Genomic DNA, 24,287 nt, shown 5'->3' with positions numbered 1-24,287 from the left:
GAACCCCAGTTCTCCACACATGGTGTGGAACACAAAAGCCCAGGTCAGGCGGTCGAAAGTGTGTTCCCCACCCGAGTTGTCCACACCTCCGTCCACAGTTGTCCACACAGCACTCCGGCGTGTTCCGCAAACTCTCCACAGAGTTATCCACAGGGCTGTTTGCTGGGGATAACTCTGTCCCCGTAGCTTGGCCCAGCGACTCGGCGATGTCGGTCGCCCGGGGTAGGAATGACGCGGCTGGCCGGTTCGGGTCAGATCGTTCGAACAAGAGGAGAGCGTGTGTCGATCGCACATCTTGAAGCCGCACCGCAGGACTACGCGGAGCGCGGTGGGATGGAGCGCACGCCGCCGCACGACCTCCTGGCCGAGCAGTCGACCCTCGGCGGCATGCTCCTGTCGAAGGACGCCGTCGCCGACGTGATCGAGACCGCTCGTGGTGTGGACTTCTACATCCCGAAGCACGAGGTCATCTTCGACGCGATCCTCTCGCTCTACTCGCACGGCGAACCGACCGACGTCATCGCCGTCACGGACGAGCTCACCAAGACGGGTTTGCTCTCCCGTGCCGGCGGCGCCGAGTACCTGCACAGCGTGACGAGCATGGTGCCCACCGCGGCGAACGCCGGCTACTACGCCGCCATCGTCGCCGAGAAGGCCGTGCTCCGACGCCTCGTCGACGCCGGCACCCGCATCGTGCAGATGGGCTACGCGTCCGAGGGTGAGGTCACCGACCTCGTCAACAGTGCCCAGGCCGAGGTCTACAACGTCGCGGGCGGCGTGCAGACCGAGGACTACGTCCCCCTGACCGAGGCCATCTCCGCGGCGCTCGACGAGATCGAGGCCGCCAAGGGCCGCGACGGCCAGATGACCGGCGTGCCGACCGGCTTCGCCCAGCTCGACGGGCTCACCAACGGCTTCCACCCCGGGCAGCTCATCATCATCGCCGCCCGTCCCGCACTCGGGAAGTCGACGCTCGCCCTCGACCTGTGCCGCGCGGCCGCGATCAAGCACAACGAGACCGCCGCGTTCTTCTCCCTCGAGATGGGCCGCGCGGAGATCGCGATGCGTCTGCTCTCCGCCGAGTCCAGCGTGCCCCTGCAGAACATGCGCAAGGGCACCGTGGACTCCCGCGACTGGACCACCATCGCGCAGACCCGCGGGCGCATCAACGACGCGCCCTTCTTCATCGACGACTCCCCCAACATGACGCTCGTCGAGATCCGGGCGAAGTGCCGGCGCCTCAAGCAGCAGCACAACCTCCGCATGGTCGTCATCGACTACCTGCAGCTGATGACCTCGGGCAAGAAGGTCGAGAGCCGCCAGCAGGAGGTCTCCGAGTTCTCCCGAGCGCTGAAGCTCATGGCGAAGGAACTCCAGGTGCCCGTCGTCGCACTGTCGCAGCTGAACCGTGGACCCGAGCAGCGTGCGGACAAGAAGCCGCAGATCTCCGACCTCCGCGAATCGGGCTCGATCGAGCAGGACGCCGACATGGTCATCCTGCTGCACCGCGAGTCGGCGTACGAGAAGGACAACCCGCGTCAGGGTGAGGCGGACCTCATCGTGGCGAAGCACCGCAACGGCCCGACGGACACCATCACGGTGGCGTTCCACGGGATGTTCTCGCGGTTCGTCGACATGCCGCAGTGACCATCTGTCGTCGCGCGCACGACTTGTCCCCTTCGCACCCAACTCGTCGCCGAAAGCTCTGCAGGGCCCAGACCACGCACCTTGATCCGGACGGAGAGGCATCACTCGTCGATGTCGGTGCTCCGGCTGAGCGACTCCCACTCGTCGACCTCGGTGAGCAGTGACTGGAGCGCGGCGCGGAACCCGTTCGAGGCATCGTTCCCGAGCAGCAGCATGAACGGCGGGTGTTCGGACTCGACAGCCTGGATGATCGCCGCTGCAGCCTTGCCAGGGTCGCCCGGCTGCTTGCCGTCCACGGTGTCGTGTTCCTTGCGTCGCTTGCCCGCCGTGTCGGCGTAGTCCGCGATCGGCTCCGCCGCCTGGGTCAGGGACCGGCCGGCGAAGTCGGTGCGGAACCCGCCGGGCTCGACGGCGATCGCGGTGATGCCGAGCGGAGCGACCTCCTTCCGCAGCGAGAGGGTGAGCGCCTCGATCGCGGCCTTGACGGCGGCGTAGTACCCGGAGCCCTCCGGTGAGATCCGCGCGCCGATCGACGACAGGTTCACGATGGTGCCGCTGTGACGAGCCCGCATGCCCGGGAGGACGGCCTTGACGGTGCGGACGGTGCCGAAGACATGGGTGTCGAAGAGCCGGGCGACGGCGTCGTCTTCACCTTCCTCGACGGCGGCGCGGTAGCCGTACCCGGCGTTGTTGACGAGGACGTCGACGCTTCCGAAGCGCTGCTCTGCGGCTTCGACGGCTGCGCGTACCGTGTCGTCGTCGGTGACGTCGAGTGCGACCGCGAGTGCGGTGTCCGGGTGGCGGTCCGCGATGTCCTGCACGGCAGACACGTCACGGGCGGTCACCACGGCGTTGTCGCCGTGGTCGAGGACGGCCTCGGCGAGTGCCCGACCGAGTCCGGTCGAGCATCCGGTGATGAGCCACGTTGCCATGGGTTCTGCCTTTCGTCGTGGGGGTTCGGGTGGAGTCGACGGTAGGCCGACGCGTTCGGGTGTGGCAGGGGCCAGTGGTACCCGTCAGTGAGTGGTTCGTCGTCGGACGGTTCCGACGGCGGCGAGGACCGCTCCGGCGACGAGGAGCACGGTGGCTGCGGTCAGAGCGGCGTCGGTACGAGTGACCACTGCCGCAACGCCGGTGCCACCGGCGGCGGCTGTGCTGATGGCGACGAGGACGGCGAGGCCGAGGGAGCTGCCGAGCTGGTGCGCGGTGTTGACCAGGCCGGACGCTGCTCCGGCGTCCGATGCGATCGCGCCGTCGAGGCCGAACCCGGTCAGCGGGGCGAAGGTGAGGCCCTGACCGGCGCCGATGACGACCATCGGGAGGGCGACACCGAGCAGGAAGGACGAGTCGGCCTGCACCTGCGCGAGCCACCACATGCCGGCAGCGGTCAAGATGACCCCGGCGAGCATCACCTGGGCGGCGGAGACGCGGCGGAGCAGTCGCGGAACGAGGATGGCGACGGCGAAGTTGACGACGCTCATCGGCAGGAACCCGAGGCCCGCCTGCAGCGGCGACCGAACGAAGACCTTTTGCAGGAACTACGTCGTGAAGAAGAAGAACCCCATCATCGCGCCGAGGTACAGGAACCGGAGCTTCGGAACAGCCGGAGCGGGATGATCGGCTGCTCCGCCTTCCACTCGTTGAGCACCCATCCATCGTGCGGTCTTCGGGCTATCAGCGTCTGAGGAGCTGGGCGGCCACCGTCACTGCCGCGATCACGCCTCCGAGCACGAATGCGCAGCTCCACTTGCTCACGTCACCGGGCGGCCTTCACGCATCGGCTCCTCAACGACTGACCCTCGACACAACGTTCCGGGACATCACAGCGAGCGAGTGCTGCCGCCTTATCGAGACCTCGGACCGGACGTGGTCCCGTCAGGCCGCACGACGTCACGGACGTCCGTCACTCCGGACGGCTCCGGCGCCGGGTCGAACAGCGCTGTGGGCAACGGGTCGAGGGCCCCACAATCGAGATCGGGGACGCTACTGGTCGAGCTGACCCTCATCAGTCCGTCGTGGTCGCGCTCGAGCCGGTACTCGATTCCGACACCGTCGATCTCGCCGGTCGGCACACCGGACTCCGTCGCCCATCGCCCGGCAACGCAGCCGCGCACCGCTGCGAAGTCCTCGCCCTTGTTCCAGTACCCCACTTCCACCGCCGTGGGGGTGAACGGCAGTGGGCCGGGTGAGAGCTTGGTGCGCCCGTTGTTCGAAATGGCTTCGATGGCGTTCGCGGAGACGCGATCGATGTACACGGGAGTCGCTGTTCGGGCGAACTCGGGGATGCTGAAGTCGTTGCGGTTGCGGGCCACCGCCTCCGCTTCGAGTTCGGCGCGCACTGCCTGCACCCACGGGTCGTCTTCGAGAGGTCCGGTCGGAGCGGCCCCCTCCCACCGGATCTCCGGGTCGACAGGGGGCTCCTTCTCCACGGTGCAGCCGGACAGCGCAGCGGTCGCCAGGCCGATCGCGACGACGACAGGGATCGTCGAGGGACGAGATGCACTCGTCGGAGGAGCTGCCGACGGCTGCGACGGGACGCCGAGTCGCTCCTTGTCCCCCCCAACCGGTAGCCGGCCGTCACGGCCGGGCGCCGTCACCGTACCAGGAGCCGCTGGCCCGGCTCGACGCAGGCAGTCGGTCAGACGCGGTAGCGGGTCGCCAGCTGCGGCGACTGTCCGCCGAAGGCCGCCAGGTCCGCCGCGAAGACCTCGTCGAGCAGTTCGCCCTGCTCCACGCCGGGCGCGGTAACGGTCTCTCCGAGTTCGATGCCACGCAGGCTCGCGGTGACGACGTCGGCAGCGGTCATCCGGGGAGCGGCCGACAGGTCCATGCCCTGGCGCTCGTGGAACTCGGTCGCCACGACGCCGGGGAGCAGCGCCTGCACGGCGACACCGTTCGGCGAGAGCTCGGCGTGGAGGGTCTGCGAGAGGGCCAGCGTGTAGGCGAGCGTCGACGCGTAGACGGCACGTCGGAGTCCGACCTGCTCGAGGCTGGCCGGCCCGCTGAAGGCGATCATGCCGGCGACGTTGACGACCTGACCGGAACCGCGCTCCACCATCCCCGGTGCGATCGCACGAGTGAGGAGGGTCGGGGCGAGCACCTTCACGCCGACGAGTTCGGCGGCCTGCTCCTCGGCCAGGTCGGTGAAGGCCTTGTAGTGGGCCACGCCGGCGTTGTTGACGAGCAGGGTCACCGCCTGGTCGCCGACAGCCGCGATCACGTTTCGGATGCCCTCGTGCGTCGAGAGGTCCGCGACGACGGTCTGCACCCGGACGTCCGGGAACTCGACGGCGAGCTCGTCGAGACGCTCCCGGCGTCGGCCGACCGCGATGAGGTCCGTTCCCTGCGATGCGATGCGTCGGGCGTACTCCCGACCGATTCCGGACGATGCTCCGGTGATGACGGCCAATCCGCTCATGGTGTTCCTACTTCCTGCAGTGTGTCGGTGGTGGTTCTTCGGCTCGGTTCCGAGATCAGTGGCCGGGGAGCATCGCGAGCGCCTGTGACCGCTGTGCGAGGAGGTCGTCGTAGGTGCCGTCACGCTCAGCCCAGCGGAGACGCCGCGCGGCCTCGACGACGATCTCGTCCGGGGCGTCCGGCGCGGTGATGAGCTGGATGACCTCGTCGAGGTAGTCGTCGAGCGGGAGCGCGGCGGGGTTCATCCCGCCCTGTGCCTCGGTCGCGACCGCAGGCGGTACGAGCTCGGTGACCCGCACGCCCACGCCGGCCAGCTGCGGGCGGAGCGCCTCGCTGTAGGCGTGCACGCCCGCCTTGGACGCGCCGTACGTCGGCATGAGCGGGAAGGGAAGGTGCGCGATGCCCGAGGTCACCGTCACGATGTCCCCGTCTGCGCGGGCGATGAGGTGCGGTGTGAACGCGTCGATCACCCGGATGGTGCCGAGCAGGTTCACGTCGATCGTCGTCTCCGCAGCGGTGAAGTGATCGGGGTCGCGGAGGTCTTCGGGGATCATGACGCCCGACATCGTGACCACGACGTCGAGCTCCGGGTGCCGCTCGAGGACCTCGTCTCGGGCACGGACGACCGAATCGGCGTCCGTCACGTCGATCCGGACGGTCTCCAAGTCCGTGACGCGGTCGATCGTGCGCCCGCCGACGATGACCGTGCTGCCCGCCCCGGCGAACCGGTGAGCGAGACCGAGGCCGATGCCCGAGGTGCCTCCGACGATGAGGACCGTGCGTCCGCTGATGTCCATGGTGTGTTCTCCCGTGTGGTGACTGGTCGCCCTGCGTGGGGCGTCCTCCCATCGTGGGGACGGCCCGCAGGCCGGGGAAGATCCCTGGTGGTCCGGGGAGTGGCAGGGCCTCCCTCAGCGGCGGCGTGACAACTACCGTTGCGTCTGTGGACGACGAGGGTGGAGCGAACAGGCTGGGCGCGTACCTGCGCGCTCGCCGCGGTCTGCTCACGCCCGATCGAGCCGGTCTCCCCGCGGGACCGAACCGACGCGTGCCGGGACTCCGGCGCGAGGAAGTCGCACTGCTCGCCGGGATCAGCGCGGACTACTACCTCCGGCTCGAGCGCGGTCGCGACAGCAACCCGTCGATGCAGGTGCTCGAGGCGCTCGCACGGGTGCTCCAGCTGGACGACGTCGAGGCCGCGTACCTCATGTCCCTCGCGACTCCGCGACCCCGTGCCCGACGGCGGCAGCGCGAGGAACGCGTCCCGGCACGGCTGCATCACTTGCTCGCGTCCATCGCGTCCCCGGCGTTCATCGAAGGCCGCTACTTCGACGTCCTCGCCGCGAACGCGTCGGCCATCACGTTCTCGCCACGTCTCGCCCCGGGCAACAACCGCCTCCGGTCACTGCTCCTCGATCCGGAGGAGCGGGAGTTCCACGTGGAATGGGAACGATCGGTGAGCGACTTCGTGGCACTGTTCCGGCACTCGCTCGGGGACGACGTCGACGAGCCGCGCGCGATCGAACTGGTGGGAGAGCTCTCCCTTGCGAGCGCTCGGTTCCGCGAGGAATGGGCACGGCAGGGCGTGCGGACCTTCAGCGGTGGTGCTGTGCAGATCGAGCACCCGGTCCTCGGAGCGCTGCAACTCCACCGCGAGAAGATGCAGCTCGAGGACCTGGTCCTCGTCGTGTACTACGCGGACGAGGACAGCCCGACAGCCGAGAAGCTCCGCATGCTCGACTCGCTGGCCACCCCGCCGCTGCAGTCCTGAGCACACCGGAGACCAGCCGCACCGGGCACCGTCACGAGGGCGTGCCCGCGCCGATCCCGTTCACAGCTGCGACGACGGCAGCGCGTGCCACCGATCCGAGCCGCTCGGGGCTCAGACCGGTCCGGCTCAGGACGGCCAGGGACTGGTTGACGGCAGCCACCTGCAGTGCGACGTCCTCCGCCGCCGGCGCGGCGACGCCGGCCGCGACGAGTGCCGTCGTGATCCGCCGACGCTGCAGGCCGAGGAGGATCTCCGCCTGCGCGGCCGCCTGCGGCGGGAGGGTCGGGCTGGCGATCACCGACTGTGCGATCAGGCATCCGCGCGGCACGGCCGGGTCGGCGATCCGGTCCAGCGTCACCTCGAAGAACGAGGTGAGCGCGGCGCGGACGTCACCCTCCGGCGCTGCGAGTGCCTGCTCGTACCGGTCGCCGTAGCGGCTGCCGTAGCGAGCGAGGCACTGCTGGAACAACCCGGCCTTGTCGCCGAAGGCGTTGTAGAAGGAGCTCCGGCCCACGCCCATCGCAGCGCCGAGGGCATCCAACGACGAGTCCGCGTAGCCGCGCTCCCAGAAGACGAGCATCGCCGCCTCGACCGCCGCGTCGGCGTCGAACGCCTTCTTCCCCGCCATCGCCTGCACCTCCAGCGGTCCGTCGTGCGCGTTCCGCTCACGTCATCCTATCTTGGACTGATCGATACAACATCGCTAGGGTGGCCCTGCAGAACAGCCCGGACGAGCACGAGGAGCACGATGAGCACCCCCACCACGACACCGAACCGGAACGACTTCGCCGACGAGTACCGCCACGTCGACGGCGTCCGTCTGCACGCGCTCGTCGGCGGGAACCCGACCGGTCCGACCGTGGTGCTCCTGGCCGGCTTCCCGCAGGACGCCCGCGCCTGGCTCCGGGCGGCCGTGCACCTCGCGGACCGGTACCGACTCGTGATCCCCGAGCTCCCGGGGCAGGGCGGATCGGATCGTCCAGCCGTCGGTTACGACACGCAGGCGATGGCGATCCGCGTGCACGACCTCCTGCAGCAACTCGGGGTGACCCGGTACGCCCTGGTCGCGCACGACGTCGGCGCGTGGACGGCCTTCCCGTACGGCCTCTTGTACGGGGACGAGATCGACCACCTCGCGCTCCTCGACGCCGGCATCCCCGGCATCACCATGCCGGACGCCGTCCCGCTCGACCCGGAGCGGGCGTGGAAGACGTGGCACTTCGCGTTCCACCAGGTCGACGACCTGCCGGAGGTCCTGCTGCGAGGGCACGAGCGGGACTACATCGCCTGGTTCCTCCGTGCGAAGACGCACGACCCGTCGACGTTCTCGGAAGCGGACATCGATGCCTACGCGGCGTCGTTCGCGGCCGAGGGCGGCGTGCACGCCGGGCTGGCCTACTACCGTGCGGCCGCACGTTCCGCCGAGCAGAACCGTGCGCTCCTGGAGACCAGGCGGTTCACGATGCCGGTCCTCGGTGTCAGTGCGGAGTTCGGCAGCATCCCCGACATGACGGCACCCGTCCGTCCGTACGCCGACGATGCCCGGAACGTGACGGTTCCCGGTTCCGGACACTTCATCCCCGACGAGCAGCCCGAGCTCCTCGCCGCGGCCCTCCGCGACTTCCTCGGCTGAGCGCGGTCAGGCGCGCCCGGTCACGCACGCGCGGTCAGGCGCGCCGACCCCGACGGACCACGGCGACCACGGACCCCGCAACGAGCACCGCGACGACCCCGCCCAGCACCCACACGAAGGGCCCGCCGGAGACCCCGGCATCAGCGGTCGCCGCTGCCGACGGAGAGGCGCTCGGCGACGCAGTCGGAGCAGCCGGGGCAGACGGAGCGCCGGACGCAGCTGACGACGACGCAGCCGCGCGCACGGTGAAGTCGATCTGACCATCGACCGGGTGTCCGTCGGGTGACACGTACCGCCACAGCACCGTGTGCGGGCCGGCGGAGAGGTCGACGGCCTTCGACATGGTCGTGCCGCTGACGATCACGTCCCCGGTGGACTCGTCCGAGCCGTCTGCGTCCCGCACCTCGATGCGGAGGCCGGCGTCGAGCCCGGCGATCGGTGCCTCGGAGAACGTGAGGTCGACGCGATCGAGGTCGGAGGGCACCTCCGCACCCGCAGCGGGTGTGCTCGCGGTGAGCGCTGAGTGCGCCGATGCCGGGGATGCGACGCCGGCGAAGACCCCGGAGCACACGGCGGCCAGCATCAGGACGACGAGGGTGGTGCCACGACGCCGGTTCCTTCGTGGTTGCACAGGTGACATCACGGACCGAACCCTACGTCAGCGCCCCGGGGTGCTCCGTCAGCTGCGCCACGATCAGGGCGAGATGCTCCGCGCGGTGCGGGCTGAACATCGGCACAGAGCGCCCGGGGTGTTCCGCAGCGACCGTTCCTACGGTGTGGCCATGAACGAGGACCCCTTCGAGTCACCCGACCCGACCGAGCCCGAGCAGCACCCCGCCGGGACGGACCTGCACCACCCCGCCAGCCGCGGACGGCGACGCACCCCCGTCCGCCACGGCCGCCAGCGCCGTACCGGCCGGGTCGTCTTCCCGGCGATCGGCGGCGTCCTCGCGATGGCGCTCGTCCTCACCGGCGGGTACGCGGCGTGGTCGTACGCGCAGCTCGACGACAGCCTGACGAAGGTGCACGTGGCGCTGCCGCACGCGTCGTCCTCCCCGGATGCCGACGGTGCGGCGCAGAACATCCTGCTCGTCGGCGACGACCACCGGCCGGCCGACGCCACCCCGCAGGAGCTCGCGGAACTCGGGACCCAGCTCGACGGCGGAGCGACCAACACCGACTCGATGATCGTGCTGCACATCCCGGCGGGCGGCGGCAGCGCGACGATGATCTCGTTCCCCCGCGACTCGTGGGTGCAGATCCCCGGGCACGGCACGTTCAAGCTCAACAGCGCCTTCTCGGACGGCGCCGCGAACGGCGGCGGGGACGCCGGCGGCATGCGGCTCCTCATGCAGACGATCGAGAACATGAGCGGCCTGACGATCGACCACTTCGTCCGGGTCTCGCTGCTCGGCTTCTACCAGCTCGTCAAGGCGCTCGGCCCGGTGCAGGTCTGCCTCAACGAGGCGGTCCACGACACGAACTCGAACGTCGACCTGCCCGCGGGGAACTCGACGCTCGACGCGTCCCAGGCACTCTCGTTCGTCCGGCAGCGGGACGGGTTGCCCCGCGGCGACCTCGACCGTGAGGTCCGGCAGCAGTACTTCCTGTCCCAGGAGGCCCGGAAGGCCCTGTCCGCGGACACGCTCCTCAACCCGGTGAAGGTCTCGAACCTGCTGCACGGTGTCGGTGACTCGATCCAGATCGACGACGGGCTGAGCATCCCGAGCCTCGTGAACACGTTCCGGAGCATCGACCTGTCGAACATCCGGTCGACCGCGATCCCGACGGCGGGCACGCCCACCATCGACGGGTACTCGACCGTCGCGGTGGACTTCGGGGCGATGCCGGCGTTCATCCAGAGCATCGTCGGCGCTCCGGCCGCGTACACATCGGCGCACGCGGCCGCTCCCTCGAGCGTCCACGTCACGGTGCAGAACGGCGGGTCGACGGCCGGGGGTGCGACGGCGGCTTCGTCGGCGCTGACCGCGAAGGGCTTCGTCGTGGGGGCTCCCTCGGACACCACGACGACGACCGCGACGGTCGTCGAGTACCCGAAGGGCGCGGAGGCCCAGGCGAAGGCCGTCGCGAACGTCGTGCCGGGCGCGACGGCGGTCCTGTCGACCCAGGTCACCGGCGTCACGCTGGTGCTCGGGACGGACGGCCACACCGTGACGGCGGCAGGCACGAGCGGCACCACCAGCGGCACGACGGCGGCAGGCACGAGCGGCACCACCAGCGGCACGACCGCGACCGGCACGACCGGCACGACCGGCACGAGCGGCACCACCAGCGGCTCGACCGGCACGAGCAGCCCGACGGCCGCCACCACGGCGAACCCGAAACCGAAGAGCACCCCGTCCACCGCCCCCGTCGGCAACGCCTACGGCGACCAGGGCGCCTGCATCAACTAGCCCGCAGCGACCGGACCATGCTCCGCAGCGCCCCGAGCGCGGCGGCCTGCTCGTCGTCGGTCATCCCGCTGGTCATCCTGACCTCGACGGACCGGACGGCGGCGGACGCGTGCTCGAGGCGCTCCCGCCCCGTGTCGGTCAGCCGGGTCGGCAGGGCCTTCCCGACCGGCGCCTCGGGCGGCCTCGTCACGAAGCCGTCGCGCTCGAGTGCCTGCAGCAGCACGTTCATCGACTGCCGGGTCACGAAGGCCCCGCGGGCGAGCTCGGAGTTCGACAGGCCGGGTCGCTGCGCCAGCAGTTCGAGGCAGGAGTAGTGCGTCATGGTCATCCCGAGCGGCCGGAGCACGGCCTCCATCGAGGTCCGGAGGGCACTGGCGGCCTCCTTGAGCAGGTAGCCCAGGGACGTGTCGAGGTCGATGCCGTCGCCGTGTTGACTCATGTCAGTAGTCTGACATAGGTTGTCCCGTGTCAGAAGACTGACACGACCACAAGGAGCGCACCATGCCCGTCACCGGACCCGACTTCATCTCCCTCCAGACCCGCGACCTCGACGCGTCGCAGGCCTTCTACGAGCAGTACCTCGGGCTCGTCCGGTCGCCGGCGGGTCCCCCGCACGCGGTCGTCTTCACGACCACACCGATCGCCTTCGCGCTCCGGGACACCGTCCCCGGGACCGACCTCGACGCGGTCGCACAGCCCGGCATCGGTGCGGCGATCTGGCTGCACGCGACCGACGTCCAGGCGATCCACGACGCCCTCGTCGCCGACGGTCACGCCATCGTGTCCGCGCCGATCGACGGCCCCTTCGGCCGCACGTTCACCTTCGCCGACCCCGACGGGTACCACGTGACCCTGCACGACCGCGCCTGACGTCGGGTCCGGGCGCGACCACGGCCTGGAGGCGCGGTGCGGGTCGGACGCGCACCGCGCCTCCAGGCCCGGTCCGGTCCAGGGCCCGTCACCGGTCCGCGGACCGGTACCGTGATCGAGGGCGGCGCCGGAGCCGCCCGGAGGGCAGGTCGACGATGACGGAAGGCCCCGTCACCGCGCAGCGCGCGTTCGTCCACGCGAACCAGGCGCGGCTGCGCGTGCTGGTCGACCGGGTCGTCCCCGGCGACGAGTACCCGTCGGCCGCGGACGCAGGCGCCCTCGAGTTCCTGGCGGCGGTCCTCGAGGACCGGCCGGACTGGCTCGACCGGCTCCGCGCCGTCGTCGAGCGTGACGACGACGCGGCCGTCGCCGAGGACGATCCGGACCTCGTCTGGTTCGCCGAACTCGTGTCCGCCGGCTACTACGCCGACGCGGCGAACGGCGGCAACGCCGGTGAGCGCTCCTGGGAGATGGTCGGCTGGCAGCCCGGACCACCGGACGGGTGGAGCGTCCCCGTGCCCGTCGCGACCGCGGTGCCCACCGTGGTCCACCCGTCGGCGTTGGCGGACCGGTACGACGCGATCGTCATCGGCTCCGGGGCCGGCGGCGGCGTCGCCGCGTGCGGTCTGGCGGAGTCGGGACGGCGCGTGCTCGTCGTCGAGGCCGGACGCTGGCCGGGAACCGCCGAACTCAGCAGCGACCACATCCGGAACCCACGGTCGTCCTGGGGTGTCGCTCCGCGGACCGGACCGGTCGACGCCGGGAACCCCCGGACGGTCTCCGCAGGGCGGGAGCGACTGCTGCTCCGGCCGTCGTCGCCGGGCTGGCACGGCAACGCCGGCACGGCCGGGGGCGGTACCCGCGTGTACGGCGCGCAGGCGTGGCGGTTCGGGCCGCGGGACTTCGCGATGGCGTCGACCTACGGCGTGCCGGAGGGCAGCAGCCTCGCCGACTGGCCGTTCGGGTACGACGAGCTCGAGCCCTGGTACGAGCGGGCCGAGTGGGAGGTCGGCGTCAGCGGCGGCGACACCGACGGCCCGTGGTCCGGCGACCGCACGCGGCCGTTCCCGATGCCGCCGTTGCCGTCCGGGGCCGCCCGGGAGCGTCTCGCCCGGGCCGCAGGAGTCCTCGGGATCTCGACCGTGCACGTGCCGCTCCTCATCAACTCGACGCCGTACCTCGGTCGCCGGGCGTGCGAGCAGTGCGGCATGTGCGTCGGCTTCGCCTGCCCGGTCGACGCGAAGAACGGCAGCCAGAACACCATGCTGACCCGGGCGTTCGCGACCGGGAACGCCTCGATCCTGCTCGACAGCCGGGTCGCCCGGCTCCGGACCGACGGCACCGGCCGGGTGGTCGGCGTCACGATCGTCGGCACCGCGGACGGCCGCGACTGGGCCGCCGACGTCGACGCCGCCGAGGTGGTCGTCGCGGCGGGCGCCGTCGAGTCGGCGCGGCTGCTGCTCAACAGCCGCAGCGACCACGAACCCGACGGCATCGGGAACGGCACCGACCAGGTCGGCCGACACCTGCAGGGCCACGTGTACGGCGGCGCGATGGGGATCTTCGACGACGTCGTGGACGACGGCCTCGGACCGGGACCCTCCATCGCGACGACCGACTTCCGGCACGGCGTCGACGGACAGGTCGGCGGCGGGATCCTGGCGAACGAGTTCATCGCCACCCCGTCGAACACCTACCAGTACCTCGTCGGCACCGGGCTCATCCCGCGCTCGGGCCTCGCCGCCAAGCACGCCATGCGCGACCTCGCGCGGCGGAGCATGCGGATCATGGGCCCGGTCCAGGAGGTCACCACCGCCGACGCCCGCGTCCGCGTCGACCCCGCCGTCACCGACCGGCACGGGATCCCGGTGGCGTGGTTCAGCGGCGGCGTCCACGCCGAGGACGTCCGCGCCCGTGACCACACGAGCGCCCGGAGTGCCGACTGGCTGCGTGCCGCCGGGGCCATCCGCGTCGCCGAGCTGCACGGCCCGGTCACCGGCACGAGCGGTGGGCAGCACCAGGCCGGCACGCTCCGGATGGGGACGGACCCGGCGACCTCGGTCGTCGACCCGTTCGGTCGCGTCTGGGGGCACGACGGACTCCGTGTCGCCGACGGGTCCGTGCACGTCACGAACGGGGGCGTGAACCCGGTGCTGACGATCTTCGCGACGGCCATGCGGACGATCGACGCGATGGTGGCCGGGCGCGCGTGAACCCGGCGCGCCGGGTTAGCCTTCCGTCATGAGCAACGAAGCCGGTCGCGACCCCTGGCGGACGATCGTCGGTCGCCCGCGCATCTGGCAGGGCATCGCCTGGACCCTGATCGGCGTGCTGTGGCTCACGCTCGCCGTGCTCGGCACGGAGACGTGGCGCTGGGTCATCGGAGGCGTCTGGACCGTCCTTGGCGGGGTGCTCCTCACCGTCGCGATCAGTGACCGACGGCACGGCCGCGGGCGGTACACGGCCACACCCCTCACCGTCCGGGGGGCCGTCCGACCCGAGGACGCGGACGAACCGTACCGGCGCTGAGCAGTGCCGTCGGCGGCCAGTCCGGTCCGTCCACTCCCGACCATGCCGTTTCGTGCGCTACGGTCCGAGCATGATCGTGTGGCTCAACGGCACCCACGGCGTCGGGAAGACGACGACCAGCAGGCTCCTGCAGCCACTCCTGCCCGGGAAGGCCTGACCATGGCCGGCATGCTCCAGCGGGCGCAGTGGTCCGCGACCGCCGTTGACCCGTCCACCGCGGCGGAACTGGTGACGCAGCTGCCCGACGTGCGCTCGGCCCGCGTCGAGGACGGCCGGGCCGCGCTCGAGTTCGAGGCGCGGCGGCGCGGCACCGACCTGCTCTCCCTGGTGTCCATGGCGTGCACCGGTGTCGTGTCCGCCGACGTCGAGGCCGACGCGGCGATGACGGTGTTCTGGATCAAGTCCGGGCACGGACGGGTCGACGGCGAAGCCGTCCAGACCGGACGGCCCGTCCTGTTCCGCCACGATCCGCAGCGCGTCCTCTGGGACCGTTTCCAGCTCGACCTCATCCGCATCGACCGCACGGTCGTCGAGCAGGTCGCGGCGGAGCGTGGCGCCTGGCACCCCGGTCCCCTCGAGTTCCGGCCGCGCCACATCCCCGAGGGCCCGGCGCTCGCGGCCTGGTGGCTGATGGTCCGTGCCGTCGCGTCCGAGGTGCTGCGTGGCCCCGCTGAGATCACCGCGGAACGGGAACGCGAACTGACCCGGTTCGCGGCGAGCGGGCTGCTCACCGCGATCCCGCACTGGCCCGTGGGGCAGCACGAACCCCGCACGGCCGCGGCCGCACGCTTCGCACGGGCCGAGGGTTTCCTGCTCGACCACGCGACCGAGCAGATCACCGTCGACGACGTGGCCGCCGCGGCCGGCCTGAGCGTCCGCGGGCTGCAGGAGGCCTTCCGGCGACACCACGGCATCACGCCGACGACGTACCTGCGGCGCATCCGGCTGCTGCTGGCACGGGAGCAGCTCGAGTCCGGCGACGAGCGGAGCATCGGCGAGATCGCGCGGGCCGCGGGCTTCGCGCACCTCGGGCGCTTCGCGGGGAGCTACCGCGACGAGTTCGGCGTGCTGCCGCGGGAGACGTGGCAGGCCGCACGACGGAGGTGACCGCGGGCGCGGCGTGTGGGTCGTCGTGGTGCGAGGTTGCGTTCTCGGTGCGACCCGCGCGGCGTCGCACGGATTACGGAACCTCGCACCAGGACCGCGGCGCGGGGCGCTCGCACCAGCGCGGCGCAGCGCGGCGCCGCCCCCGCTCAGGCGGCCTGGGGCCGGAGCGCCGGGCAGTGCTCGGCCGTCGGGTGCTCGGTGATCGTGATCACGTCGTCGAGTCGGTCGCGTGCGGCCTCGAGTTCCGCCATCTGCGCGGTGATCCGGTCGCGTTCGGCGACGAGCAGCGCGAAGGACTCCGGCGTCGCCACACCGGCGTCGACGCACGGCAGCAGCTGCACGATCGTGCGGCTCGGCAGCCCGGCGCCGAAGAGCTGCTGCACGAGCTGCACCCGTTCGACGGCCGCCGGTCCGTAGGTGCGCTGGCCGCTCGGCGTGCGGTCGGCGGCGAGCAGTCCCTGCTCCTCGTAGTACCGGAGCGAACGGACGCTCACCCCGGTCTCGGCAGCGAGGTCACCGATGCGCATGTGGTTCTCCGATCCGGGCTTGCCCCTGACATCCATGTGAGGTCTTAGCGTAGCCGAGCCGGAGCGGGAAGGGCCCGCGCGGCAGGAGGAACACCATGGACATCGCTGGATCGGTCGCACTCGTCACGGGCTCGAACCGTGGCATCGGACGACGCTTCGCCCTGCAGCTGCTCGAACGTGGCGCGGCCAAGGTCTACGCCACCGCTCGGCGGCCCGAGCTCGTCGACATCGCCGGCGTCGAGGTGCTGCCGCTCGACATCACCGACGACGCCTCGATCGCCGCTGCCGCTGCGGCAGCGTCCGACGTGACGCTGCTCGTCAACAACGCCGGCATCGCCACCCAGGGCTCGCTCGTCACCGGCGACCTGACGGACGTCCGCCGCGAGATGGACACGCACTTCTGGGGCAACCTCGAGATGGTCCGGGCGTTCGCGCCGGTCATCGAGGCGAACGGCGGCGGTGGGATCGTCAACGTCCTGTCAGCGCTGTCGTGGTTCGTGCACCCGGGCTCCGGCGGGTACGCGGCGGCGAAGGCAGCGGAGTGGAACATGACGAACGCGGTCCGGCTCGAGCTGGCCGGGAAGGGCATCAGCGTGCAGGGACTCCACCTCGGCGCGGCCGACACCGACATCATGGCCGGGTACGACGGCCCGATGATCGACCCGGCCGAGGTGGCGAAGGCGTCGCTCGACGGCGTCGAGCGGGACGCGGCCGAGGTCGTCGTGGACGAGTGGAGCGCGCTCGTGAAGGCCTCGCTCGCGCACGCGCCGGAGGGGTTCTACGCCCAGTTCGCCTGAGCCAGCACCGCCTCGATCTGCTCCACGACCAGGTCCGGCCGGGTGATGAACGGGTGGTGCCCGGTCGGCAGTTCCACGGTACGGGTCGCCCGGGCCGCGTGCAGCCGTTGGAGCCCGACGGTCGTCGATCGGTCCTCCGTGCAGACGATCGCCGTCGAGTCGACACCGGACCAGCCGGCCGCACTCGTCGGGGTCCCGAACGCACGGAGGTCCTGCGCGGTGGTCCGCTCCCACGCTGCCTGCTGCGTCGCCTCGTCGGCGTCCTGCAGGAACCGGGCGCCGAACGACGCCACGTCGTACCCGTCGAGCACGATCCGGCCGGAGTCGTCCGGCCGGATCGTGACGGGGTCCGGCTCGGTGGACATGATCGACCCCTGCGTGGAGCCGACCTCGGGCAGGTAGGACGACACGAGGAGCAGGTGCCGCACGGCGGGGTGTGGTCCGGCCTCGGCGATCACGGTGCCGCCGTAGGAGTGCCCGACGACGATGGCCGACGTGGTCCCGTCGAGGGCACGGCGGAGTGCGGCGGCGTCGTCGGCGAGGTCGCCGCCGCCTCCGTCCGTCTCGCCGCAGGACGGCAGTGCGACGGCGCGGCTCTCGATGCCGGTGCGCTGCCGGAGGAGGTCGGCAGTGCGGGACCACCACCAGTCACCGTCGCGGACGAGGGCACCGTGGACGAACAGGAGCGTCGGGGTCGGCACGGTCAGCTCCGCAGGAAGTCCGCGATCGGCGTCGACCCGGTGTTGAAGCGGATCGTCCGGCCCACGGTCGCGTCGGTCTCGAGGGCGTCGGCGACGACGTGCGCGACGTCCCCGCGCGGGACCTCGCTCGAGGAGCCGTCCCAGTCGATCGAGCCGGTCGGCTCGTCGTCCGTCAGGGTGCTCGGCGCGACGACCGTCCAGCGCAGGCCCGAGTCGCGGAGCACCGCGTCGGCGATCATCTTCGACTGCGCGTACGCGAAGAAGTCGTTGTCCTGCGGCACGCCGTGATCGAGGAGGGACCCCGACCAGGACACCATCACGTAGCGGTCGACGCCGGCCTTGGCGGCGCCCTGCACCGACAGCACGGCGGCGTCGCGGTCGATGGCCCAGGTGCGGTCGGCCGATCCGCCGCCGGCTCCGGCGGACCACACGACGGCGTCGTGCCCGTGGATCAGCTCGGCGAAGTCGGTGATGGTCTGCTGCTGGATGTCCGCCACGTGCGGCTCGCCGCCGTGGGCGCGGATCTCGTCCGCCTGGTCGGGGTCGCGGATGACGGAGGTGACCCGGTGTCCACGGTCGCTGAGGATGCGCGTCGCGAGGAGCGCGACCTTGCCGTGGCCACCGAACAGGATGATGTCGCTCATGCGGCGGACGCTACTCGTGGCGGCTCCGTGGACCGGGTGACGCCCTGCAGGTGACCGGCAGACGGCCTGGAGGCCCGTGGCGGCGCCGCCACGGGCCTCCAGGCCGTCGACTGGTCACGTCAGCCGACCCGACGACGCTGCACCAGGGTCGCGGCGCCGAAGGCGACGAGCAGGATCCCCGTGCACCAGGCCAGGGCGACCCAGAGGTCGGCGTCGAGCGGTTGCCCGGCGAACAGCGCACGGATCGAGTCGACGATCGACGTGACCGGTTGGTGTTCCGCGAACCAGCGGACCGGACCCGGCATCGTGTCCGTCGGCACGAACGCCGAGCTGATGAAGGGCAGGAAGATCAGCGGGTACGAGAACGCACTCGCCCCGTCGACCGACTTCGCGGACAGGCCGGCCACGACCGCGACCCACGTGAGGGCGAGCGTGAACAGCACCAGGATGCCGAGCACCGCGAGCCACGCGCCGATGCCGGCACCGCTCCGGAAGCCCATCAGCACGGCGACCGCCACGACCACCGTCACCGAGACGAGGTTCGCGACGAGGGAGGTGAGGACGTGCGCCCAGAGCGACGCCGCGCGGACGATGGGCATCGATCGGAAGCGCTCGTCGATGCCTGCCTGCAGGTCGAGGAACAGTCGGTACGAGGTGTACGCCACCCCGGACGCCACGGTGATGAGCAGGATCCCGGGCAGCAGGTAGTCGACGTACGAGCCGGTGCCGGTGTCGATCGCGCCGCCGAAGACGTACACGAAGAGCAGGAGGAAGGCGATCGGCATCACGGCGGTGGTGATGATCGTGTCGGGGCTCCGCCAGACGTGCTTGAGGGAGCGTCCGGTCAGGACGGCGGTGTCGTGGATCGGGTGGGCGCTCATCACGCGACCTCCTTCTGGTGCGGTCCGGCGGTGCGGGCGCCGGCGGTGTCGTGCCCGGCGGTGCCGTTGCCGGCGGTGTCGTGCCCGATCACGGCGAGGAAGACGTCTTCGAGCGTCGGCTGCTTCTCGACGTACTCGACCCGGGCGGGCGGGAGCAGCCGTCGGAGCTCGGCGAGGGTGCCGTCCGCGATGATGCGGCCCTCGTGCAGGATCGCGATCCGGTCCGCGAGCTGCTCGGCCTCGTCGAGGTACTGCGTCGTCAGCAGCACGGTGGTGCCGCTGGCGGCGAGGGCGCGGACGGCGTCCCAGACCTCGAGGCGTGCCTCCGGGTCGAGGCCCGTGGTGGGTTCGTCGAGGAAGACCACGGCGGGCTCGCCGATGAGGCTCATCGCGATGTCGAGCCGGCGCCGCATCCCGCCCGAGTAGGTCCCTGCTCGCCGGGACCCGGCCTCGGTCAGCGAGAAGCGGTCGAGCAGGCCGTCGGCGATGCGGCCGGCGTGCGGGAGGTGGCGCAGCCGGGCGACGAGGACGAGGTTCTCGCGGCCGGTGAGCACCTCGTCCACGGCGGCGAACTGCCCGGTGAGGCTGATCGCCTCGCGGACGGCGCCCGGTGCGGCGGCGACGTCGTGTCCGGCGACGAGGGCGGTGCCGCCCGTGGCCTTCGCGAGCGTCGCCAGGATCCGGATCGCGGTGGTCTTGCCCGCGCCGTTGGAGCCGAGCAGGGCGGTCACCGTGCCGGCCTCGACGTCGAGGTCGACCCCGCGGAGGACGTGCAGGTCGCCGAAGGACTTCTCGAGTCCGCGGACCCGGATGGCCGTGCTCATGCGGGATCGCCTCCCCGCGCCGTCTCGTCGTCGTCCGTGTGGTCCGTGTGGTCTGCGTCTGTCTCGTCGGCTTGGGCGATCGCGTCCACCAGGCGCTGCTGTTCCTTGCTCAACCAGGAGCCGAGGCCGTAGTTCGCCTTGAAGTCCTCGGCGAAGGCGATCGGGTCGTCACCGACGACGGTGCGGACGCTCGTGCCGTCCGCGGCGCTCTGCTCGAACAGGTCGGCGAGGTCGTCGAGCATGCGCATGAGCTGGTCGCCGTCGCTCGGGCCGGTGTACATGAGGTACCGCTCGATGCCGTCGACGGCGGTGCGGTGACTCGTCGGCAGCGTCGCCGTGCGGGCCTTGTACGCCCGCCAGCGCTTCTTGTCGCCGATGAGCTTGGTCGTGATGTCGGAGATCGAGATGCCCATGGTCAGTCCTGTCCGTTCGTGGTGTCGTGCAGCTGCTCGAGTCGGTCGCTGAGGAAGGCCCACGCCGTCCAGAAGTCGTCGAGCTGTTCGCGGCCGCGGGTGTTCAGGGTGAACACCTTGCGCGGCGGGCCCTTCTCCGACGGGACCTTCTCGACGTCGACGAGGCCGCGCTGCTCGATGCGGACGAGCAGGGCGTAGATCGTGCCCTCGGCGATGTCGGTGAAGCCCTGCTCCCGGAGCCAGGCGGTGATCTCGTACCCGTGGGCCGGTCGGCCGACGAGCACGGCGAGGACGATCCCCTCGAGGATGCCCTTGAGCATCTCGGTCTCCTGCTTGGGCATGCGCTCCTCCTGTGGCGGACGGTCGCCCGTCGTTACTACTCAGTGATGCTGACTACCAGTACATAGTAACGCTGAGTACCAGGAGCGCAAGAGTACTTTTCGACGGACACGACAAGGAGTGACGATGAGCAAGAAGAACGAGCAGCACACCCTGGTCCGCACCCTGGTGCTGGGCATCCTCAGCGGCGGCCGGAGCGCCACCCCGCTCGCCGTGATGGCGCTGAACCACGACCGGTCCTCACTGAAGGGCTCGTGGCAGGACTGGAAGGTCTTCAGCACACCGCTCGGCCGCGGCCTCCTCGTCGCGTCCGCCGTGGGTGAGCTCATCGGCGACAAGATGCCGAAGACCCCGAACCGCATCTCCCCCACCGGACTCGTCGGTCGCGTGGCGTCCGGTGCGCTCGCCGGTGCGGCACTCGGCACCACCGGCAAGCGGGACCTCCGCATCGAGGGCGCGATCCTCGGCGGCGTCGGGGCGATCGTGGGCTCGTTCGTCGGCTGGGCCGTCCGCAAGGCCGTCGGGGCCGCGACGAAGCTGCCGGACCCCGTCGTCGGGCTCGCCGAGGACGCCGCGACCATCGCCGGCTCGATCAAGGTGATCACCGCCGACTGACGGGTGGGGGTCGTTCCGCGCGTGGGAGGTCGTTCCGCTCGTAGGAGGCGATTCCGCGCATGGGATGCAGGAACTTCTGACCTCCCATGCGCGATTCGACCTCCTACTGCGGGTGCGATGGGACAGAACGACCCGCTCCCCTCACCCCGGCCTACGGTGGGCCGCATGCGCATCGTCGTCATCGGAGCCACGGGCCACATCGGCACGTTCCTCGTCCCCCGCCTCGTCCGTGCCGGCCACGAGGTCGTGACCATCAGCCGCGGCACCCGCACCGCCTACGTCGACTCCCCGGAGTGGCAGCAGGTCGAGCAGGTCACGGCCGACCGCGAGCAGGAGGACCGCGACCGCACGTTCGGCGAACGGATCGTCGGACTCCGTGCCGACGCCGTCGTCGACCTGGTCTGCTTCACGCTGGCGTCCGCCGAGGCGCTCGTCGCCGCGCTCCGTGGAACGGCCACACACCTCGTGCACTGCGGGTCGATCTGGCGCGCGGGCCGCTCGTCCGTGGTCCCGATCACCGAGGAGAACGCGACACCTCCGTTCGGCGAGTACGGCACGCAGAAGGACGCCATCGCCCGGATGCTCAAGGACGAAACCGCCTCTGGGGGTCTCGCGACGACGTCGATCCACCCCGGGCACATCAGCGGCCCGGGTTGGATGCCGATCGGCCCGCTCGGCAACCTCGACCCGTCGGTCTGGACGAAGCTCGCTGCCGGCGATGTCGTGGAGGTGCCCGGCCTCGGCGCCGAGACGATGGCGCACGTGCACGCCGACGACGTCGCGCAGGCGTTCGAGCTCGCCATCGAACGCCGCGATCAGGTGGCCGGCGAGGACTTCTTCATCACGGCCCCGACGGCGCTCACCGCGCGTGGGTACGCCCAGCTCGCAGCGTCCTGGTTCGGACTGGAGGCGCGGCTCGAGTCCGTCACGTGGGACCGGTTCCGCGAGACCACGGCTCCGGAGCACGCCGGTGCGAGCTGGGAGCACCTGTCGCGCAGCCAGGTGTTCAGCACCGAGAAGCCGCGGCGGCTGCTCGGGTACGCCCCGGCGTACACCGCCGAGGAGACCGTGCTCGATGCGGTGCGCTGGCTCGTCGACCACGGCGAACTCGACGTCGCCGCGCCCCTCGTCGTCTGACGAGCGACGCGCGGCCGGAGGTCAGGCCGCGGGCGCACCCTCGTTCACCGCGGTGAGCCCGTTGAGCGTCCGGGGGTAGCCGATCCACGGCACCAGCACGGTCAGCACGTCGAGCAGGTCCCCACGGGTGTTGCCGACGTGCAGGTTGCCCGCGACGTGCCCGCGCACCTGCCCGTCGGCGCCCCCGAGCGCGACGAGCATCGCGAAGGTCAGCAGTTCGCGCGTCCGGAGGTCGAGTCCGGTCCGTCCGACGGTGTCCCCGAAGCAGTTGCCGGACAGGAACCGCTGGAAGTGCAGTGTGTCGTCGTCCGAGCCGTCGTACATGGCGTCGACCCGCTCGGAACCGACGACGGTGCCCTGGACCGCGCGACCCCGTTCGAGACGGTCCTCCGGGGTGGTCGTCGACTGACCCTCGAGCGGCAGGGCGACCCCGCGGGCGGTCAGGACCTCGTTCGTGATCGCGAGGAACTCCGAGGCGCGTGCGAGCCCGACGTAGGCGACGGCCTGGTACACGACCTCCTTCGCCTCCACCGGGGTGACCGTGTCGTCGAGCGCCGTCCCGAGCAGGTCCCGGAACGTCGTCTGCGCACCTGCGGCGACGACCGCGCCGATCTGGACGACGAGCCGGTCGTGGTCGCTGAGCGACGCGTGCCGCAGGGTCTCCGCGACGAACGCGGTGGAGTACTGGGTGAACTCGGGGTCGGTCTCGGTGATGCGCATGCCTCGACGCTACGACCGGGACCGCGGCGGGAGGGAGGTACGGTCCTCACCCCCTTTCCGCGACCACGACCGTCCGCCGGTGCCGCCGGTGCCGCCGGTGCCGCCGGTGCCGTCCGACGGGTCAGTGCGCGGCCGTGACGACCAGGCCGCGCCGACGGTGCACGGCCCACACGGTGACGGCGAAGCCCATCAGGATCGCGGCACCCACGGTGACGGCGGTCCACCCGCCGGCGTTCCACAGGACGGAAGCGATGGCCGACCCGATGGCGCCGCCGATGAAGTTGCCCGTCACGAACGCGGTGTTGAGCCGGCTGCGCGCGGCGGGGTCGATGGCGAACAGGCGCGTCTGGTTGAGCACGTTCGCGCCCTGGACCCCGACGTCGAGCAGGACCACCGCGACGAGCACGACCACGATCGAGCGCGCTCCGATGCCGGCGATCACGAGCGAGACGAGCACGAGGACGAGCGCCGCACCGGTGACGGGGACCGACAGGCCGCGGTCGTGCAGCCGACCGACGCGCTGGGCGGCGACCGCGCCGGCGAGTCCCGCCAACCCGACGAGACCGATCGCGGTCGTCGAGTACCCGAACGGTTCGGCACTGAGCAGGAACGTCAGCGCGGTCCAGAACATCGTGAACACCGCGAACACCGTCGCGCTGATGACGAGGGTGACCTGCACGGACCGGTGCGCCGCGACGGCACGGAACACCGACAGGATGAGCGTCGGGTACGGCACCCGGTCCCGGCGCCCGAGTTCGGGGATCGCGCGTCGCAGCAGGACCGCGAACACGAGGGCGGCGACCGCGGCGATCACGTAGATCGCGCGCCACCCGAACACGTCGGCGACGATGCCGCTCACGGTCCGCGACACGAGGATGCCGGTGAGGACTCCGGACGCGATGGTGCCGACGACCCGCCCACGTTCCGCGGGCACGGCCAGGTCGCCGGCGAGCGGGATGAGGAGCTGCCCGGCGACGGTGGTCAGCCCGACGAGGGCCAACGCGACCAGGAGCGTCGTGAACGTCGGGGCGACCGCGGCCCCGAGCAGGGCGACCGCGGACGCGACGAGCACGACGGGGACCAGGCGACGCCGGTCGAGGACGTCACCGAGCGGCACGACGAGCAGGATGCCGAGGGCGTACCCGACCTGGGTGAGCGTGACGAGGAGCCCGGCGACGGCCGTGGAGGTGTCGAGGGACGCGGCGATGTCGTCGAGGAGCGGCTGCGACCAGTAGAGGTTGCCGACGGCGGCACCGCCCGCGATCGCGAACAGCAGGGTGCGGCCTCGGGTCATCCCGTCG

28 protein-coding genes are annotated in these 24,287 nt (G+C 71.2%); 11 read left to right on the top strand and 17 right to left on the bottom strand.

Features of this window, described 5'->3' with window-relative positions:
- Window positions 1–279 precede the first annotated feature (279 nt).
- A complete protein-coding gene (gene dnaB / locus DEJ28_RS17925; RefSeq protein ID WP_111114533.1) occupies window positions 280–1,647 on the top strand; it encodes a replicative DNA helicase in 1,368 nt (455 codons plus the stop codon).
- Window positions 1,648–1,748: 101 nt separating this feature from the next.
- Here dnaB and DEJ28_RS17920 read toward each other — a convergent pair whose 3' ends face one another.
- From DEJ28_RS17920 to DEJ28_RS17900, 5 genes are all read right to left on the bottom strand, one after another.
- Window positions 1,749–2,579, bottom strand: a complete 831-nt coding sequence (locus DEJ28_RS17920; RefSeq protein ID WP_111114532.1) for an oxidoreductase — start codon at window positions 2,577–2,579, stop codon at window positions 1,749–1,751.
- Window positions 2,580–2,663: 84 nt separating this feature from the next.
- Window positions 2,664–3,128, bottom strand: coding sequence for an MFS transporter (locus DEJ28_RS17915; protein ID WP_111114531.1), 465 nt, complete (start codon window positions 3,126–3,128; stop codon window positions 2,664–2,666).
- A gap of 363 nt (window positions 3,129–3,491) precedes the next feature.
- The gene (locus tag DEJ28_RS17910; protein WP_284180761.1) at window positions 3,492–3,995 is read right to left on the bottom strand and encodes a hypothetical protein; all 504 of its coding nucleotides are present in this window, start codon (window positions 3,993–3,995) and stop codon (window positions 3,492–3,494) included.
- A gap of 290 nt (window positions 3,996–4,285) precedes the next feature.
- Window positions 4,286–5,065, bottom strand: a complete 780-nt coding sequence (locus tag DEJ28_RS17905; protein ID WP_111114530.1) for an SDR family NAD(P)-dependent oxidoreductase — start codon at window positions 5,063–5,065, stop codon at window positions 4,286–4,288.
- Between the two features lie 55 nt (window positions 5,066–5,120).
- Window positions 5,121–5,861: an SDR family oxidoreductase gene (locus DEJ28_RS17900; RefSeq protein ID WP_111114529.1), complete on the bottom strand. Its 741-nt coding sequence runs from the start codon at window positions 5,859–5,861 to the stop codon at window positions 5,121–5,123.
- Window positions 5,862–5,986: 125 nt separating this feature from the next.
- Here DEJ28_RS17900 and DEJ28_RS17895 point away from each other — a divergent pair, with 125 nt between their 5' ends.
- On the top strand, window positions 5,987–6,835 hold the full coding sequence (locus tag DEJ28_RS17895; RefSeq protein WP_349774940.1) for a helix-turn-helix transcriptional regulator: 849 nt from the start codon (window positions 5,987–5,989) through the stop codon (window positions 6,833–6,835).
- 31 nt (window positions 6,836–6,866) lie between these two features.
- On the opposite strand, the gene DEJ28_RS17890 is transcribed toward DEJ28_RS17895, so the two are convergent.
- A complete protein-coding gene (locus DEJ28_RS17890; protein WP_111114604.1) occupies window positions 6,867–7,463 on the bottom strand; it encodes a TetR/AcrR family transcriptional regulator in 597 nt (198 codons plus the stop codon).
- Window positions 7,464–7,583: 120 nt separating this feature from the next.
- On the opposite strand from DEJ28_RS17890, the gene DEJ28_RS17885 reads away from it, so the two are divergent.
- The gene (locus tag DEJ28_RS17885) at window positions 7,584–8,468 is read left to right on the top strand and encodes an alpha/beta fold hydrolase (protein WP_111114527.1); all 885 of its coding nucleotides are present in this window, start codon (window positions 7,584–7,586) and stop codon (window positions 8,466–8,468) included.
- Between the two features lie 34 nt (window positions 8,469–8,502).
- On the opposite strand, the gene DEJ28_RS17880 is transcribed toward DEJ28_RS17885, so the two are convergent.
- Complete coding sequence (locus tag DEJ28_RS17880; protein ID WP_111114526.1) at window positions 8,503–9,108, bottom strand: copper resistance CopC family protein; 606 nt, start codon at window positions 9,106–9,108, stop codon at window positions 8,503–8,505.
- 142 nt (window positions 9,109–9,250) lie between these two features.
- On the opposite strand from DEJ28_RS17880, the gene DEJ28_RS17875 reads away from it, so the two are divergent.
- Window positions 9,251–10,882, top strand: a complete 1,632-nt coding sequence (locus DEJ28_RS17875; RefSeq protein WP_111114525.1) for an LCP family protein — start codon at window positions 9,251–9,253, stop codon at window positions 10,880–10,882.
- Here the strand turns inward: DEJ28_RS17875 and DEJ28_RS17870 are convergent.
- Window positions 10,875–11,321, bottom strand: a complete 447-nt coding sequence (locus DEJ28_RS17870) for a MarR family winged helix-turn-helix transcriptional regulator (protein ID WP_111114524.1) — start codon at window positions 11,319–11,321, stop codon at window positions 10,875–10,877. The genes DEJ28_RS17875 and DEJ28_RS17870 overlap by 8 nt on opposite strands.
- A 62-nt stretch (window positions 11,322–11,383) precedes the next feature.
- On the opposite strand from DEJ28_RS17870, the gene DEJ28_RS17865 reads away from it, so the two are divergent.
- The 4 genes from DEJ28_RS17865 to DEJ28_RS17850 all read left to right on the top strand — a co-directional run bounded on the left by DEJ28_RS17865 (window position 11,384) and on the right by DEJ28_RS17850 (window position 15,388).
- Window positions 11,384–11,752, top strand: coding sequence for a VOC family protein (locus DEJ28_RS17865; RefSeq protein WP_111114523.1), 369 nt, complete (start codon window positions 11,384–11,386; stop codon window positions 11,750–11,752).
- Window positions 11,753–11,907: 155 nt separating this feature from the next.
- Window positions 11,908–13,965, top strand: coding sequence for a GMC oxidoreductase (locus DEJ28_RS17860; protein WP_111114522.1), 2,058 nt, complete (start codon window positions 11,908–11,910; stop codon window positions 13,963–13,965).
- 28 nt (window positions 13,966–13,993) lie between these two features.
- Window positions 13,994–14,281 (top strand): hypothetical protein, encoded by a 288-nt coding sequence (locus DEJ28_RS17855; RefSeq protein ID WP_146248800.1) that lies wholly within the window; start codon window positions 13,994–13,996, stop codon window positions 14,279–14,281.
- A gap of 159 nt (window positions 14,282–14,440) precedes the next feature.
- Window positions 14,441–15,388 carry a helix-turn-helix transcriptional regulator gene (locus DEJ28_RS17850; RefSeq protein ID WP_181433613.1) on the top strand — a complete coding sequence of 316 codons (948 nt, stop codon included), beginning with the start codon at window positions 14,441–14,443 and terminating at the stop codon, window positions 15,386–15,388.
- Window positions 15,389–15,534: 146 nt separating this feature from the next.
- On the opposite strand, the gene DEJ28_RS17845 is transcribed toward DEJ28_RS17850, so the two are convergent.
- Entirely contained in the window at window positions 15,535–15,915 is a 381-nt protein-coding gene (locus DEJ28_RS17845) for a MerR family transcriptional regulator (protein ID WP_111114521.1), read from the bottom strand.
- A 95-nt stretch (window positions 15,916–16,010) separates the two neighbouring features.
- Here DEJ28_RS17845 and DEJ28_RS17840 point away from each other — a divergent pair, with 95 nt between their 5' ends.
- On the top strand, window positions 16,011–16,712 hold the full coding sequence (locus tag DEJ28_RS17840) for an SDR family oxidoreductase (protein WP_111114520.1): 702 nt from the start codon (window positions 16,011–16,013) through the stop codon (window positions 16,710–16,712).
- On the opposite strand, the gene DEJ28_RS17835 is transcribed toward DEJ28_RS17840, so the two are convergent.
- From DEJ28_RS17835 to DEJ28_RS17810, 6 genes are all read right to left on the bottom strand, one after another.
- Window positions 16,694–17,413: an alpha/beta hydrolase gene (locus DEJ28_RS17835; RefSeq protein WP_220034587.1), complete on the bottom strand. Its 720-nt coding sequence runs from the start codon at window positions 17,411–17,413 to the stop codon at window positions 16,694–16,696. The genes DEJ28_RS17840 and DEJ28_RS17835 overlap by 19 nt on opposite strands.
- Window positions 17,414–17,415: 2 nt before the next feature.
- Window positions 17,416–18,057, bottom strand: coding sequence for an SDR family oxidoreductase (locus DEJ28_RS17830; protein WP_111114519.1), 642 nt, complete (start codon window positions 18,055–18,057; stop codon window positions 17,416–17,418).
- Between the two features lie 119 nt (window positions 18,058–18,176).
- A complete protein-coding gene (locus tag DEJ28_RS17825; RefSeq protein WP_111114602.1) occupies window positions 18,177–18,938 on the bottom strand; it encodes an ABC transporter permease in 762 nt (253 codons plus the stop codon).
- Window positions 18,938–19,762, bottom strand: a complete 825-nt coding sequence (locus tag DEJ28_RS17820) for an ABC transporter ATP-binding protein (RefSeq protein WP_111114518.1) — start codon at window positions 19,760–19,762, stop codon at window positions 18,938–18,940. Before DEJ28_RS17820 ends, DEJ28_RS17825 begins: the two co-directional genes overlap by 1 nt.
- Window positions 19,759–20,175, bottom strand: coding sequence for a DUF1048 domain-containing protein (locus DEJ28_RS17815; protein ID WP_111114517.1), 417 nt, complete (start codon window positions 20,173–20,175; stop codon window positions 19,759–19,761). Before DEJ28_RS17815 ends, DEJ28_RS17820 begins: the two co-directional genes overlap by 4 nt.
- A 2-nt stretch (window positions 20,176–20,177) precedes the next feature.
- Window positions 20,178–20,516 (bottom strand): PadR family transcriptional regulator, encoded by a 339-nt coding sequence (locus DEJ28_RS17810; protein WP_111114516.1) that lies wholly within the window; start codon window positions 20,514–20,516, stop codon window positions 20,178–20,180.
- A 124-nt stretch (window positions 20,517–20,640) separates the two neighbouring features.
- Between DEJ28_RS17810 and DEJ28_RS17805 the strand changes: the two genes are divergently transcribed.
- Both DEJ28_RS17805 and DEJ28_RS17800 read left to right on the top strand, forming a co-directional pair.
- Window positions 20,641–21,129, top strand: coding sequence for a DUF4126 family protein (locus DEJ28_RS17805; RefSeq protein ID WP_111114515.1), 489 nt, complete (start codon window positions 20,641–20,643; stop codon window positions 21,127–21,129).
- A gap of 165 nt (window positions 21,130–21,294) precedes the next feature.
- Window positions 21,295–22,266 (top strand): NAD-dependent epimerase/dehydratase family protein, encoded by a 972-nt coding sequence (locus tag DEJ28_RS17800; protein ID WP_111114514.1) that lies wholly within the window; start codon window positions 21,295–21,297, stop codon window positions 22,264–22,266.
- 21 nt (window positions 22,267–22,287) lie between these two features.
- On the opposite strand, the gene DEJ28_RS17795 is transcribed toward DEJ28_RS17800, so the two are convergent.
- The gene (locus DEJ28_RS17795; RefSeq protein ID WP_111114513.1) at window positions 22,288–22,986 is read right to left on the bottom strand and encodes a carboxymuconolactone decarboxylase family protein; all 699 of its coding nucleotides are present in this window, start codon (window positions 22,984–22,986) and stop codon (window positions 22,288–22,290) included.
- A gap of 121 nt (window positions 22,987–23,107) precedes the next feature.
- Window positions 23,108–24,280: an MFS transporter gene (locus DEJ28_RS17790; protein ID WP_258367922.1), complete on the bottom strand. Its 1,173-nt coding sequence runs from the start codon at window positions 24,278–24,280 to the stop codon at window positions 23,108–23,110.
- Between the last annotated feature and the right edge of the window lie 7 nt (window positions 24,281–24,287).

Origin of the sequence: Curtobacterium sp. MCPF17_002 (genome assembly GCF_003234115.2) — a bacterium.
Lineage (GTDB): Bacteria > Actinomycetota > Actinomycetes > Actinomycetales > Microbacteriaceae > Curtobacterium.
Note: the sequence above shows the minus strand (reverse complement) of the source record. Positions and strands in the feature narration are given on the sequence as shown.

Excerpts from the sequence above, each read along its gene's own strand:
- DEJ28_RS17920 (WP_111114532.1), bottom strand. The coding sequence starts at position 2,579 with ATGGCAACGTGGCTCATCACCGGATGCTCGACCGGACTCGGTCGGGCA.
- DEJ28_RS17915 (WP_111114531.1), bottom strand. The coding sequence starts at position 3,128 with ATGAGCGTCGTCAACTTCGCCGTCGCCATCCTCGTTCCGCGACTGCTC.
- DEJ28_RS17905 (WP_111114530.1), bottom strand. The coding sequence starts at position 5,065 with ATGAGCGGATTGGCCGTCATCACCGGAGCATCGTCCGGAATCGGTCGG.
- DEJ28_RS17900 (WP_111114529.1), bottom strand. The coding sequence starts at position 5,861 with ATGGACATCAGCGGACGCACGGTCCTCATCGTCGGAGGCACCTCGGGC.
- DEJ28_RS17890 (WP_111114604.1), bottom strand. The coding sequence starts at position 7,463 with ATGGCGGGGAAGAAGGCGTTCGACGCCGACGCGGCGGTCGAGGCGGCG.
- DEJ28_RS17885 (WP_111114527.1), top strand. The coding sequence starts at position 7,584 with ATGAGCACCCCCACCACGACACCGAACCGGAACGACTTCGCCGACGAG.
- DEJ28_RS17880 (WP_111114526.1), bottom strand. The coding sequence starts at position 9,108 with ATGTCACCTGTGCAACCACGAAGGAACCGGCGTCGTGGCACCACCCTC.
- DEJ28_RS17875 (WP_111114525.1), top strand. The coding sequence starts at position 9,251 with ATGAACGAGGACCCCTTCGAGTCACCCGACCCGACCGAGCCCGAGCAG.
- DEJ28_RS17870 (WP_111114524.1), bottom strand. The coding sequence starts at position 11,321 with ATGAGTCAACACGGCGACGGCATCGACCTCGACACGTCCCTGGGCTAC.
- DEJ28_RS17865 (WP_111114523.1), top strand. The coding sequence starts at position 11,384 with ATGCCCGTCACCGGACCCGACTTCATCTCCCTCCAGACCCGCGACCTC.
- DEJ28_RS17860 (WP_111114522.1), top strand. The coding sequence starts at position 11,908 with ATGACGGAAGGCCCCGTCACCGCGCAGCGCGCGTTCGTCCACGCGAAC.
- DEJ28_RS17855 (WP_146248800.1), top strand. The coding sequence starts at position 13,994 with ATGAGCAACGAAGCCGGTCGCGACCCCTGGCGGACGATCGTCGGTCGC.
- DEJ28_RS17850 (WP_181433613.1), top strand. The coding sequence starts at position 14,441 with ATGGCCGGCATGCTCCAGCGGGCGCAGTGGTCCGCGACCGCCGTTGAC.
- DEJ28_RS17845 (WP_111114521.1), bottom strand. The coding sequence starts at position 15,915 with ATGCGCATCGGTGACCTCGCTGCCGAGACCGGGGTGAGCGTCCGTTCG.
- DEJ28_RS17840 (WP_111114520.1), top strand. The coding sequence starts at position 16,011 with ATGGACATCGCTGGATCGGTCGCACTCGTCACGGGCTCGAACCGTGGC.
- DEJ28_RS17830 (WP_111114519.1), bottom strand. The coding sequence starts at position 18,057 with ATGAGCGACATCATCCTGTTCGGTGGCCACGGCAAGGTCGCGCTCCTC.
- DEJ28_RS17825 (WP_111114602.1), bottom strand. The coding sequence starts at position 18,938 with ATGAGCGCCCACCCGATCCACGACACCGCCGTCCTGACCGGACGCTCC.
- DEJ28_RS17820 (WP_111114518.1), bottom strand. The coding sequence starts at position 19,762 with ATGAGCACGGCCATCCGGGTCCGCGGACTCGAGAAGTCCTTCGGCGAC.
- DEJ28_RS17815 (WP_111114517.1), bottom strand. The coding sequence starts at position 20,175 with ATGGGCATCTCGATCTCCGACATCACGACCAAGCTCATCGGCGACAAG.
- DEJ28_RS17810 (WP_111114516.1), bottom strand. The coding sequence starts at position 20,516 with ATGCCCAAGCAGGAGACCGAGATGCTCAAGGGCATCCTCGAGGGGATC.
- DEJ28_RS17805 (WP_111114515.1), top strand. The coding sequence starts at position 20,641 with ATGAGCAAGAAGAACGAGCAGCACACCCTGGTCCGCACCCTGGTGCTG.
- DEJ28_RS17800 (WP_111114514.1), top strand. The coding sequence starts at position 21,295 with ATGCGCATCGTCGTCATCGGAGCCACGGGCCACATCGGCACGTTCCTC.
- DEJ28_RS17795 (WP_111114513.1), bottom strand. The coding sequence starts at position 22,986 with ATGCGCATCACCGAGACCGACCCCGAGTTCACCCAGTACTCCACCGCG.
- DEJ28_RS17790 (WP_258367922.1), bottom strand. The coding sequence starts at position 24,280 with ATGACCCGAGGCCGCACCCTGCTGTTCGCGATCGCGGGCGGTGCCGCC.